This window comes from Acidobacteriota bacterium (genome assembly GCA_020853395.1).
Lineage (GTDB): Bacteria > Acidobacteriota > Vicinamibacteria > Vicinamibacterales > SCN-69-37 > JADYYY01.
The window spans coordinates 197,265-209,406 of sequence record JADYYY010000005.1 but is presented as its reverse complement, the minus strand read 5'-3'; the positions used below and the strand labels follow the sequence as shown (position 1 = coordinate 209,406).

13 protein-coding genes are annotated in these 12,142 nt (G+C 69.7%); 7 read left to right on the top strand and 6 right to left on the bottom strand.

Annotated elements, in window-relative coordinates; all coding sequences use genetic code 11:
- Positions 1 to 56 precede the first annotated feature (56 nt).
- Positions 57 to 491, top strand: coding sequence for a hypothetical protein (locus IT184_05155; GenBank protein ID MCC7008183.1), 435 nt, complete (start codon positions 57 to 59; stop codon positions 489 to 491).
- 5 nt (positions 492 to 496) lie between these two features.
- Positions 497 to 916, top strand: a complete 420-nt coding sequence (locus IT184_05150) for a DUF86 domain-containing protein (GenBank protein ID MCC7008182.1) — start codon at positions 497 to 499, stop codon at positions 914 to 916.
- A 9-nt stretch (positions 917 to 925) separates the two neighbouring features.
- Here the strand turns inward: IT184_05150 and IT184_05145 are convergent, their stop codons facing one another.
- Positions 926 to 1,912, bottom strand: a complete 987-nt coding sequence (locus tag IT184_05145; GenBank protein ID MCC7008181.1) for an aldo/keto reductase — start codon at positions 1,910 to 1,912, stop codon at positions 926 to 928.
- 483 nt (positions 1,913 to 2,395) lie between these two features.
- On the opposite strand from IT184_05145, the gene IT184_05140 reads away from it, so the two are divergent.
- The 3 genes from IT184_05140 to IT184_05130 are packed head-to-tail and all read left to right on the top strand — an operon-like array spanning position 2,396 to position 4,208.
- A complete protein-coding gene (locus tag IT184_05140; GenBank protein MCC7008180.1) occupies positions 2,396 to 2,611 on the top strand; it encodes a hypothetical protein in 216 nt (71 codons plus the stop codon).
- The gene (locus IT184_05135; protein ID MCC7008179.1) at positions 2,608 to 3,267 is read left to right on the top strand and encodes a hypothetical protein; all 660 of its coding nucleotides are present in this window, start codon (positions 2,608 to 2,610) and stop codon (positions 3,265 to 3,267) included. The genes IT184_05140 and IT184_05135 overlap by 4 nt, the downstream gene beginning before the upstream one ends.
- Positions 3,268 to 3,287: 20 nt before the next feature.
- Positions 3,288 to 4,208, top strand: a complete 921-nt coding sequence (locus tag IT184_05130; GenBank protein MCC7008178.1) for an NAD-dependent epimerase/dehydratase family protein — start codon at positions 3,288 to 3,290, stop codon at positions 4,206 to 4,208.
- Between the two features lie 156 nt (positions 4,209 to 4,364).
- Here IT184_05130 and IT184_05125 read toward each other — a convergent pair whose 3' ends face one another.
- From IT184_05125 to IT184_05110, 4 genes are all read right to left on the bottom strand, one after another.
- Positions 4,365 to 6,221, bottom strand: a complete 1,857-nt coding sequence (locus IT184_05125) for a PQQ-binding-like beta-propeller repeat protein (GenBank protein MCC7008177.1) — start codon at positions 6,219 to 6,221, stop codon at positions 4,365 to 4,367.
- Between the two features lie 104 nt (positions 6,222 to 6,325).
- Positions 6,326 to 7,297, bottom strand: coding sequence for a cytochrome C (locus tag IT184_05120; protein ID MCC7008176.1), 972 nt, complete (start codon positions 7,295 to 7,297; stop codon positions 6,326 to 6,328).
- A gap of 35 nt (positions 7,298 to 7,332) precedes the next feature.
- Positions 7,333 to 7,809, bottom strand: a complete 477-nt coding sequence (locus IT184_05115; GenBank protein MCC7008175.1) for a VOC family protein — start codon at positions 7,807 to 7,809, stop codon at positions 7,333 to 7,335.
- A gap of 97 nt (positions 7,810 to 7,906) precedes the next feature.
- Positions 7,907 to 8,929, bottom strand: a complete 1,023-nt coding sequence (locus tag IT184_05110) for an LLM class flavin-dependent oxidoreductase (protein MCC7008174.1) — start codon at positions 8,927 to 8,929, stop codon at positions 7,907 to 7,909.
- A 202-nt stretch (positions 8,930 to 9,131) separates the two neighbouring features.
- Here IT184_05110 and IT184_05105 point away from each other — a divergent pair, with 202 nt between their 5' ends.
- Positions 9,132 to 9,731, top strand: a complete 600-nt coding sequence (locus tag IT184_05105) for a c-type cytochrome (protein ID MCC7008173.1) — start codon at positions 9,132 to 9,134, stop codon at positions 9,729 to 9,731.
- A 130-nt stretch (positions 9,732 to 9,861) separates the two neighbouring features.
- Entirely contained in the window at positions 9,862 to 11,226 is a 1,365-nt protein-coding gene (gene fumC, locus IT184_05100) for a class II fumarate hydratase (GenBank protein MCC7008172.1), read from the top strand.
- Positions 11,227 to 11,262: 36 nt separating this feature from the next.
- On the opposite strand, the gene IT184_05095 is transcribed toward fumC, so the two are convergent.
- Entirely contained in the window at positions 11,263 to 12,081 is an 819-nt protein-coding gene (locus IT184_05095; protein MCC7008171.1) for a hypothetical protein, read from the bottom strand.
- Positions 12,082 to 12,142 lie beyond the last annotated feature (61 nt).

The window sequence follows — 12,142 nt, the reverse complement described above, 5'->3', positions numbered from 1 at the left end:
ACCGCGAGGCGCGAACGCCGGCGGCGCCGCCGTGCGTTCGCTCGAGGCGCTGACGCGTGATGACGACGGCCCTGTCGGCTGCTACCATCGTCGCCATCGTGGTCGCATCGCCGGCAGATGACGCTCTTCGTGCGCTCGCGGCCGAGACGCCGGCACTACGGCTGCTCGTGCTGCACGGATCGCGCGCGCGCGGTGACGCGCACGATCGATCGGACTGGGATTTCGCGTACCGGGCGGAGGCAGGGTTCGACGCGGACGGGCTCCTGGCCCGGCTGGTCGAACACGTGAACGCCGACCGCGTCGACCTCGTGGATCTGGATCGAGCCGGCGCGCTGCTGCGCTATCGGGTGGCGCGTGACGGCGCGCTGCTGTTCGAGCGCGAGCCCGGCGGCTTCGACGGGTTTCGGCTCGAGGCGATCGACACCTGGTGCGACCTCGCGCCCGTCCTCGAACCCGCGTACGAGCGCGTGCTCGGCGCGCTGCCCCGGTGAGCCCGATGAGGATTGACCGCGCGGTGCTGGCCGAGCGGACCGCGGCTGTCAATCGCCACCTGGCACGCGTGCGAAGCCGGCTGCCCGAGCGCAAGGCCGACTTCGTGGCCTCGACCGATGCGGCCGACGCCGTGATTCTCCACATGTGGCAGGCCACGCAGATCGTGATCGATCTCGCGGTGGCCGCCTGCGTGGCGTACGACCTCGGAACTCCTCGGAGTTACGCAGACGCCTTTCGCCGCCTTCAGGCGGGCAGCATCATCGACGCGACGCTCGCCGACCGCCTGGTTCGCGCGGCCGGCTTCCGCAATGTCGTCGCGCACGCGTACGAAGAGCTCGACATGGCGCGCGTGTACGACGCCGCGTCAGCGGGTCCGGCGGACCTGCTCGCGTTCATCGGCGCGCTGGAGCGCCAGCCGCGGTAGCCGGAGACGCTACCGGCCGACCAGCTTCTGCAGGTGGTCGGGATAGCGAGCGCCCTGCACCTGGATCCGCGATGACGCCTCGTCGATCTCGCTGAGATCGGCTGCGGTCAGGTGGATCGCCGCGGCGCCGAGGTTCTCCTCCAGCCGGTGCCGCTTCGTCGTGCCGGGGATCGGGACGATCCACGGTTTCTGCGCCAGCAGCCAGGCGAGCGCGATCTGCGCCGGCGTCGCGTGCCGGCGTGCGGCGAACGCTTTCAGCCAGTCGACGAACGCGAGATTCGCGCGGCGGTTGTCGTCCGCGAATCGGGGCACGACGTTGCGGATGTCCGTCGAGGCGAAGCTCGTCGTCTCGTCGATCGTGCCGGTGAGGAATCCTTTGCCGAGCGGGCTGAACGGGACGAGGCCGATGCCGAGCTCCTCGAGCGTCGGGAGCACCTCGCGCTCGGGCTCACGCCACCAGAGCGAGTACTCGCTCTGGAGCGCCGCGACCGGCTGGACGGCGTGGGCGCGCCGGATCGTCTGCACGCCCGCCTCGGACAGGCCGAAGTGTTCGACCTTGCCCTCGGCGATCAGGTCCTTCACGGCGCCGGCGACGTCTTCGATCGGCACATCCGGATCGACGCGGTGCTGATAGAGCAGATCGATGCGATCGGTTCGGAGCCGCTTCAGCGACGCCTCGACCACCTCGCGGATGTGCGCCGGCCGGCTGTCGAGCCCCGCCTGCTTGCCGTTCTCGAACTTGAAGCCGAACTTCGTGGCGATCGCGACCTGGTCGCGTACCGGCTCGAGCGCCTCGCCGACGACGTCCTCGTTCGTGAACGGTCCGTAGACCTCGGCGGTGTCGAAGAACGTGACCCCGGCATCCGCCGCCGCGCGGATGATCGCGATCCCCTCGCCGCGGCTCACCCCTGGGCCGAGTCCGAAGCTGATCCCCATGCAGCCGAACCCCAGCGCCGACACCGCCAGCCCGTCAGATCCCAGTACACGTGACTCCATATCCGCACGCTCCGTCGTCAAGCGTAGCGGACTTGCGTGTGCGTCGTGCCGAAAAACGCTGGATCGCCAGGTGACGCGCGTTCACCGATCACGACCCCGCCAGGTCGAGCGGTCGCGGGGTCCTCGGACCTCGAGCGTCAGAGAGGCAGGGCTGCGTTCCTACTGGTCGAAACCTTCCAGCATCCAGATGTCGAACGGCCAGTTCGCGATCGATACGAACGATCCGACAAATCCTCGGTCGAGTGCCTCGGCATGGCGACGGCGTCGTTGCGCCTTCATGGTCTTCGAGATCCGGGACGGGACGATTGCCCTGCTGCGGGAAACCATGAAGCCGCGATGCCGGAGCCAGCCTGGACGTACTGACCTGGCCAGAGATCCGGGCCGCCGGCGGCGACTGCGCGCCTCTCGATCGACAACGCGCGTCAATCCGGGAGGCACGGCTCATTGGATGGCTCAGGTAAGACGCCGCGTATACTGGCGTACGTGCACAGCGCGTTGGCCAGCGACATCGCGCGCATGGACCGCGAGCGGATGCTCGCGCTCACGCCGGCCGAGCGTGTCGAGCTCGCGATGCGGTTGAGCGCGGAAGGCCTGGCGGCGTACATGGCCGCGCACGAGGTCGATCTGCGGACCGCCCGCGCCGCGATCGCCGCCACCCGCCGCGCGGGACGGCCCCGTTCGCGATCGGCTGAAGGGTGAGCGTCCGTGCCGTCGTGCGCGTGCTCGAGGCGCTCGGCATCCCCGTGGCGCTCATCGGCGGCCATGCACTGGCCGCTCGCGGCTACCCACGATTCACCGCCGATATCGATCTGCTGACAACGGATCTCCGCGTCCTCGACGCCGGGATGTGGAGCCGCCTGATGGAGACGGGCGCGGCGGTCGATCCGCGACGTGGGGACGCCGACGACCCGCTGGCCGGCGTGGTCCACATCCAGCTCGCCGACGCCACCGACATCGACATCGTCGTCGGACGCTGGGCGTGGCAGCGCGAGGTCGTGGCGCGGTCGGAGCCGCTCGAGGTGATGGGCGTTGTCCTGCCCGTGCCGCGCGTGAGCGATCTCATCCTGCTGAAGCTCGCGGCCGGCGGCTACCTCGACCGGAACGATGCCGCCGCGGCGCCTCGAACATGTCAGACGCGTCGCCTCACGCGGTGTCGCAGAAACCACGCAGGCTCTCCAGGTCTCCACGGCCTCTGTCTGGCAGATCTCGCTTCCTTCGGTCAGCCGGGCCTCGGAACAGCATCGACTGCGCTGAGGGCGGCTAACCGACAGGCCGCTATGGGGCCGTTGCACCGGTCCCGGGGCGGGCCAGAACCGCTCGCGAGGCCCGCTGGCGAGACCGGAAACCGTGAGTGAGCTATGCCATAGTGCGATCCGTGCCGTTGCACACGATCCTCGGGGCGAACGGCGTGATCGGCCGGGGGCTGTCGCGCGAGCTCCGCGCGTTCGAGGTGCGGGTGAGGCAGGTCGGCCGTTCGCCGCGCGCCGAACACGACACGGATGACGTCGTTCGGGCCGATCTGCTCGACGCCCGAGCGACCGCTGATGCGATCGCGGGCAGCGAGGTCGCCTATCTCGTGGCGGGCCTCGCGTACAACACCCGCGTGTGGCAGGAACAATGGCCCGTCGTGATGCGGAACGTCATCGACGGCTGCCTGCGGCATCGGAGCGCCCTGGTCTTCTTCGACAACGTCTACGCCTACGGGCGGGTGGACGGCCCGATGACCGAGACGACTCCGTACAACCCGTCGAGCCGCAAGGGCGACGTGCGCGCGCGGATTGCCACGACGCTCATGGACGAGGTGCGGCGAGGAACGCTCCGCGGGATGATCGTGCGCGCGGCAGACTTCTACGGTCCTGGCGCGGCACTCAGCCTCACACACGCGACGGTGACCGAGCGGATCAAGGCGGGCAAGACGCCGCAGTGGATCGGCAATCCAGAAGCGGAGCACACGTTCACGTTCACACCCGATGCGGCCCGCGCGCTGGCGCTCCTGGCGAACCGGACCGATGCGTACGGACAGGTCTGGCATGCGCTGACGAGCAAGGAGCCGATGAGCGGCGAACGCTTCGTTCGCCTCGCGTGCGAGATCGCGGGCCGGCCGAACCGGCTGCAGGCCGCCCCTCGCTGGCTGCTGTCCGTGATGGGGCTCTTCGTCCCGGTGCTCCGCGAGAACATGGAAATGCTCTATCAGTTCGAACACGACTACGTCTTCGACAGCACGAAGTTCGAACGGGCGTTCGGCCTGACCGCAACCCCGTACCGGGAGGGGATCAGGCGCATGCTCGAGAGCTGAACGCCGCTTCGAAAGCCACGAGGCGGCTGCAGGACGCGCGTCCTGTTGCCTAACAGCTACGTGGTGCTCGGCACACGCGCATGATCACGGGCGTCGCACGCGCGCCCACGCGGGGCCTCCCCCTCCGGCGCCACCCCGCCGTAAGCCACGAGCCGTCTACGGCAGCTTCCACACCCAGAGGATGGACGACGATGCGCCGCGCACGGCGGCGAGCTCGGGGGCGGTGCCGAGCGCGTTGTTGCCTTGCAGCCCGGTGTTGCCGACCGGCATCGCGAGGTACTGCTTGCCGTCCACCATGTAGGTCATCGGAAACGCGTTCGGGATGTCGTTGAGTCGCGGGCTCTCCCACAGCACCCTGCCGTCGCGATCGTCGAACGCACGGAAGTAGCGGTCCGGCGTCGCCGAGAACACGAGGCCGCCCGCGGTGGCGAGTAGGGCCGAGGACTGCGGCACCCGTGACTTCATGTCCCACACGAACTCCTGCGTCGTCAGGCCCAGCGCGAGGAAGCGGGCGGGCGTGTCGCCCTGCTTGCCCATGCAGACGTCGTTGATGGGGAGGTAGTAGCGATTCGTCAGCGGGCTGTACGCGCCGGCGGGGAAGTTGCGCGCGCCGATGTTCCCGGGGCACCGCGTGACGCCCTCGGGCAACGGCTCGGGCAGCAACGTCTTGACACCCGTCACCGGATCGATCGCGGTGGCCACGTTCTGCGCGCCCGGATCGCGCGCGAAGAGAAACTCGCCCGTGGCCGCGTCGAGCGCTTCGAAGATCCCGGGCTTGCCGACCGTGATGACCGCCTTGCGCGTGCGCCCGCCGAAGTTCACCGGCACGACGATGCGCTCGAACGCGTAGTCCTGGTCGTACGGATCGGCGCCGATGTGCTGGTAGTGCCAGACGAGCTTGCCGGTGTCGGGATTGAGCGCGAGCGTGGAGTTCATGTAGAGCCCCTTCGCGTCGTAGGTCCCGCGCGTGACGGTCGACCAGGGCGAGGGCGAGCCGGTGCCCCAGTAGGTGAGGTTCAGCTCCGGGTCGTACTGCCCGACCACCCAGATGGCGCCGCCGCCGCGCTTCTCGTCCGGCAGGTTGTTCCAGGTGTCGCCGCCGGGCTCGTTCGCGTGCGCGATCGTGTTGAAGCGCCACAGCTCCCGGCCGGTCTCGAGATCGTGGCCCGTGATGAAGCAGCCGCCAGGGGGAAACACGCCCTGGAGCGGCCCGGGTGAATTGGTGTGCCCTGGCGAGCAGTTGCCCGCGCCGACGAGGACCTTGTCTTTGATCACGATGGGCCCGCTGTTGTAGGTGCGCAGGCTCTTGTAGTCGTCGGTGCTGACGTCCCAGAGCTTCGTGCCGGTCTTGACGTCGAGCGCGATGAGGCGCATGTCGATCGTCGGCACGATGAGCTTGTTGCCGCCGATCGCGAGGTTCCGCTTCGTGCGGAAGAAGCCGGGCAGGCTGGGGTAGTCCTTCGGCAACTGGTGCGCGTACTGCCAGAGCAGCGTGCCGGTCTTCGCGTCGAGCGCCTGGATCGTCTCGCCGAAGTTCCAGAGGAACATGACGCCGTCGTGGACGAGCGGCGTGAACTCCATCACCGCGCCCGGGCTGGAGCTCAGGCTCCAGGTCCACGCGACCTGCAGGTTCTTCACCGTGTCGCGGTTGATCTCGGTGAGCGGGCTGTAGCCCCAGCCGTCGTAGGTGCGGCGCCAGTGGAGCCAGTCGCCGGGCGGCGGATTGCGCAGCATCTCGTCGGTGACCGGCGTCAGCCGATCGAGCGGCGCGCGCATGGCGGCCAGGTTGGCCTGCGCGACGGGATCGTTGGCGAGCCCGCGCCCGCGGCCTCCTCCACCGCCACCGCCAGCGGGGGCCGGCGCACCGCCCCGGCCCGGCGGTTGGGCCGGCGCGCCCGGCGCAGGCTGTTGCGTCGCGACGTCGCGATCGGCGAGCGCCCAGGCGAGCACGACGAGCAAAGACGCGCCGAGCGGGCGCGCGAGGTTCCGTCCGAACGATCCGAACCGGCGCATGTGACCGTCTCCCGGACGCCGGCCGACATCGCGATCGGGATGGCGGCGCTCGCGTCCAACTGTGAGGAATCGGCTGATGTTAGCGCATTCGCCGGCCGGTCTCGTTACTGGCCGTTCAGGGTGACGACGAGCGGGCCGACGTCGTGCTTCACGGGCGGCACGGTCCTGAGATAGCGGTAGATCGCGCGCAGGTCGTCCTCGCTCAGCCGCGAGAACGCCTGCCACGGCATCGGCGATCTCGGGATCACCTGTCCCATCCTGAAGCGCTTCACCCAATCGTCTTCGCTCAGGATGCCGACCCGTCCGGTTTCGGGATCGCTCGTGAGGTTCGGCGGCGACCACGAGCGTCCGGGATCGTCGGACTCGATGAAGTCCGTCGCGCCGCCGAACTTCGGTCCGATGAGCGCGCCCGTCATCTGGCTGCGCTGGGTGTGACAGGCCCAGCACAGCGTGACCGACTCGGCGAGGTACCGTCCTGCTTCGATCGTGGCGCCGCGCGGCGCGCGCGAGGGCGGCGTGGACGCCGGGCCGACCGGGTTGGCGAGCACGGTCGCCCGGATCACCTTGCCGAGGAGCGTGTATTCGTGCGGCGGTACCGAGTGCCGGACCGGCGCCAGCGTTCGCAGGTACGACACGACCGCGACGAGATCGTCGTCGGCCAATCCCTGCATCTCCATGAACGGCAAGAGCGCACGGCCGTCGTGGCCAACGCCGTAGCGGACGGCGCGCGCGATCGCGCGGTCGGAGACGCGTCCCAGGCCGGTGTCCGGATCCGGCGTGAGATTGCGCGTGTAGAACCTGCCGGGCGGGATGTCGAAGACGAATCCGCCGCTGAGCGCCACGTCCGCCCCACCGAAGTAGGCCTCGCGCTGCGAGGGGTCGCCGTGGCACGAAGCGCACGGCGCCGCGTCGCGCACGATGTAGCGGCCGCGCGCGATAACGTCCGGATCCGACGAGGCCGTCACGTCAGGGTAGGGCGCGTCGAAGGTCAGATGCTGCCGCAGCGCCACGAAGACGGCGCCGCCGGCCGCAAGGGCCACGATCACGCTGAGAAGGATGAGGAGCGCTCGGCGCATGGGCGTCTATTCTTACCACTCGCGGCCGCGAGCGGTCAGCCGCGTCGCGCCGCCTCGATGGCGGCGATGTCGATCTTCCTCATCGGCATCATGGCCGCGAAGGCGCGCTTGGCCTCGGCGCCGCCGGCCGCGAGCGCGTCGGTCAGGGCACGCGGCGTGATCTGCCACGACAGCCCCCAGCGGTCCTTGCACCAGCCGCACTGGCTCTCCTGACCGCCGTTGCCGACGATCGCGTTCCAGTAGCGGTCCGTCTCCTCCTGGCTGTCGGTGGCGATCTGGAACGAGAAGGCTTCGCTGTGCCGGAACGTCGGCCCACCGTTGAGGCCGAGGCAGGGGATGCCGGCCACGGTGAACTTCACCGTCAGCACGTCACCCTGTTTGCCGCCGGGATAGTCACCGGGCGCCGTCTGGACCGCGGTGACCTCACTGTCCGGAAAGGTGGCGGCATAGAAGCGCGCGGCGTCGAGGGCGTCCTTGTCGAACCACAGGCAGATGGTGTTCTTCGGTGTCATCGTTCGTGTGCTCCTCGCGTGGCCGGGGGCTCTCGCGATTCTAGATCCGGGTGCGCACGGCGCATCGGCCTGCGCCCGGAAGACGATCGCGGCGTAGTCAGCGCCAGCCGAGCGCCGGGGCGACGAACCTCAGGATGCTCTCGATGACGTGCGCGTTGTACTCGACGCCGAGCTGGTTCGGCACCGTGAGGAGCAGCGTGTCGGCCGCCGCGATCGCCTCGTCGGCGGCCAGCTCCTTGACCAGCACGTCGGGCTCTGCGGCGTACGAGCGGCCGAAGATCGCGCGCGTGTTCGCGTCGATGTAGCCGATCTGGTCGCTGCCGCGGCCCTCACGTCCGAAGTAGGCGCGATCGCGGTCGTCGACGAGCGCGAAGATGCTGCGGCTCACCGAGACGCGCGGCTCGCGGCGGTGGCCGGCCCGCGTCCAGGCCGCGCGGTAGGTCTCGATCTGCTTGCGCTGCTGCACGTGCAGCGGCTCGCCCGTCTCGTCGTCCTTGAGCGTGGAGCTCTGCAGGTTCATGCCGAGCTTCGCCGCCCACTCGGCCGTGGCGTTCGAGCTCGAGCCCCACCAGATCCGATCCCGCAGCCCTTCCGAATACGGCTCGAGGCGCAGCAGGCCGGGAGGATTCGGGAACATCGGCCGCGGGTTCGGCTGCGCGAATCCTTTGCCTTCGATGACGTCGAGGAAGACCTCGGCGTGCCGGCGGGCCATGTCGGCGTGGCTCTCACCCTCGCGAGGGGCGTAGCCGAAGTAGCGCCAGCCGTCGATCACTTGCTCCGGTGACCCTCGGCTGATCCCGAGTTGGAGCCGGCCGCCCGCGATGATGTCGGCCGCCCCTGCGTCCTCGGCCATGTAGAGCGGGTTCTCGTAGCGCATGTCGATGACGGCCGTGCCGATCTCGATCGTGCGCGTGCGCGCGCCGACGGCGGCGAGGAGCGGAAACGGCGAGCCGAGCTGGCGCGCGAAGTGGTGCACGCGGAAGTAGGCGCCGTCGGCGCCCAGCGCCTCGGCCGCGACGGCCAGCTCGATCGACTGCCGCAGCGCATCGGCCGCCGTGCGGACCTGCGACTCGGCCGACGGCGTCCAGTGCCCGAAGGACAGAAACCCAATCTTCTTCATCTCGCGGAATAGTGTCTCAAAGCGCAGCGCGCCGCGCGGCCGACCGGCGGCACGGCGCGGTTTCGGCCGCCGGTTCGACGGTACGGCATCGTCCAACCGGTACGTCCCGACCTCGGCATCGGTGACAGGCGCCCTTCGCCGTCGGCTGACAGAACTCCGACAAAACCGCGTAAGATACGGCGTCCGTTTTCTGGAGGCCCTCATGCGTGTTCTGTCACGGAAGCTGGTCACTGCCGCGGCCATGCTGGCCGGGGCGGTGGCGTTTGTCTCTGCCGCCCCCGGCGAGCAGGGACCGCCCCCCGGCCAGGGGCCGGGCGGCCGAGGCGGTGGTGCGCCGCTCGAGAACATCAAGGTTCTACCCAAGGAATGGTCGCGCCCGCAGGTGCAGCAGTTGATGCAGACGTTCGTCGAGGCGCTGGGCGTGGCCGCCCCCGCCGGCGAGGGTTGCGGCCACTGCCACACCGTCGATACCAGCGCGCCGCCGCCGCAGCCCGGCCGCGGCCCGAGCTTCAAGTTCGCGGACGATGAGAAGAAAGAGAAGGACATCGCCCGCAAGATGATCCAGATGACCATGGCGCTGAACGCCGACACGTTGAACGCCGTCGGCGATACCGCCGTGAAGGAGAAAGTGAGCTGCTGGAGCTGCCACCAGGGCAACAAGAAGCCGGCCATGGCGCCGCCGAACGGCTGGGGGCGCGGCAACTTCACGTTGATCAATCCGGGCCCCACGCTGCCGCAGCGCGGCGCGCGGCCTGGCGGCGCTCCGGGCGGTCCCGGCGGCGCGCCCGGCGGTCCGCAGTAGGCGTTTCGCAGCCTCGACGCGGGCGCGTTCGTCTCGCGCGTCTGCTACCCTTGACGGTCCGAGCTCCCGCTCGGACCGTTTTCTATTTCGGAGCTCCGCCGTGTCGAACACCCGCATCGAAACCGACAGCATGGGCGAAATCGCGGTCCCGGCCGATCGCTACTGGGGCGCGCAAACCGAGCGATCGCTGCACCACTTCAGCATCGGCCGCGAGCACTTTCCGCGGCCCATGATCCGCGCGTTGGGCGTGCTGAAGAAAGCCGCGGCGCTCACCAACGGCGAGCTCGGCGCGCTCACGAAGGCGCAGGTGGACCTGATCGTCGCGGCGGCCGACGAGGTGATCGACGGCAAGCTCGATACGCACTTCCCGCTGTTCGTCTGGCAGACCGGCAGCGGCACGCAGACGAACATGAACGCGAACGAGGTGATTTCGAACCGCGCGATCGAGCTGGCCGGCGGCGTCATCGGCTCCAAGAAGCCGATCCATCCCAACGACCACGTCAATCGCGGGCAGTCGTCGAACGACACGTTTCCGACCGCGATGCACATCGCCGCCGCCGAAGAAGTGGTGCATCACCTGCTGCCCGCCGTCGATCAGCTCAGCAGCACGCTCCGCCACAAAGCTGCCGCCTACGCCGACATCGTCAAGATCGGCCGCACGCACCTGCAGGACGCGACGCCGATCACGCTCGGACAGGAGATGTCCGGCTGGGTGGCGCAGATCGGCCTCGCCGTGGCGGCGGTGGAGGCCGCGCTGCCGCCGGTCTACGAGCTCGCGCTCGGCGGCACGGCCGTCGGCACCGGGCTGAACACGCACCCGGACTACGCCGTGCGGAGCGCGCGGCACATCGCCACGATCACGGGCCTGCCGTTCAAGACCGCGCCGAACAAGTTCGCCGCGCTCGCGGGCCACGAGGCGCTCGTGTCGCTGCACGGCGCGCTGAAGACGCTCGCGGCGGCGCTGATGAAGATCGCCAACGACGTGCGGTGGCTCGCGTCAGGACCGCGCTCGGGCCTCGGCGAGCTCGTGATCCCGGAGAACGAGCCGGGCAGCTCGATCATGCCCGGCAAGGTCAACCCGACGCAGTCCGAGGCGATGACGATGGTCGCCGCGCAGGTGATGGGCAACGACGTCGCCGTCGGCATCGGCGGCGCCTCGGGCAATTTCGAGCTGAACGTCTTCAAGCCGCTCGTCATCCACAACGTGCTCCAGAGCATCCAACTGCTCGGCGATGCGTGCACGAACTTCAACCGGTTCTGTGCCGTCGGCATCGAGCCGAATCGCGCGCGCATCGACGAGAACCTGCACAAGAGCCTCATGCTCGTGACCGCGCTCAACCCGCACATCGGCTACGACAACGCCGCGAAGATCGCGAAGAAGGCGCACAAGGACGGCACGACGCTCGTGGAGGCTGCCGCGGCGCTGGGCCTCGTCACGCCCGAGCAGTTCGGCGCCTGGGTGGATCCGAAGAAGATGACCGAGCCGGGAGACTGACTGACGGACGCGTGGCGGGCGGCGGGTGCCGCGCGTCTACTTCGCCAGCTTCAGCGTCGACCAGACGAGCAGCGGCTTCGGCCGCTCGTCCTTCTGCGCGTACGGCGTGTAGCCCCGGCCGCCCATGCCGGGGATGTACGGCGTGTAGCCCGGAATGCCGGGTTGATATCCGCCGACCTGGCCGGTGCTTCCCACGAGGTCCTGCCGCCGCCGCTGGCGCCGCGGCATCTCCGGCGTGGCGAGGCCGATCCCGATCGTGGCGCCGGGCGCGGCCGCAACCGCATACGGCCGGGCCTCGGTCTTCAGCAGCGGTACTTTGATCTCGTACACGACCGCGTCGCCGATGAGACCGGATGCGACCTCCACGCCGATCTCCGGCGTCACGTCGACGAGCCGCCGCTGGCTCTTGCCCGGGCCGAGCAGATCGAATTGATCGAGCACGTCGGTGGACACGCCGCTCGGGCCGGCCGTGGCCGCGGGCATCGGCGTGGCGCCTGGCGGCGCCGGCTCCGCGGGACCGGGCAGCCAGATGCCGAACGTCTGCGCCTTGCCACCCTTCGGGTCCAGCCAGACGACGAGGCCGCCTTCCAGCAGCGGCCGCCACTTCTGATCCGCCGCGGAGACGACGACGTACAGGAACTCGCCGTCGTTCTGCACGCCGACGGCGGGGCCCGCCTCGAGCGACGTGAGCGGCGGCCACTCGGCCGGCGCGCCGTCGATCGTCAGCGGCTGCGACCGCCAGACGCTCGTGAGCGCGGGCGCGGCGGCGGCCGCGATCCCGATCCATAGCCACACGGCGCAGGCCGCGAGCGCGCCTCGCCGGGTGAGCCGCGTGCGGACGGAATGGGCTCGCATCGCTGCCTCCTCGTGCCTTCCCACTATACCGCTCCGGTCGCGGCCGCCGCCCGCGCGCCGG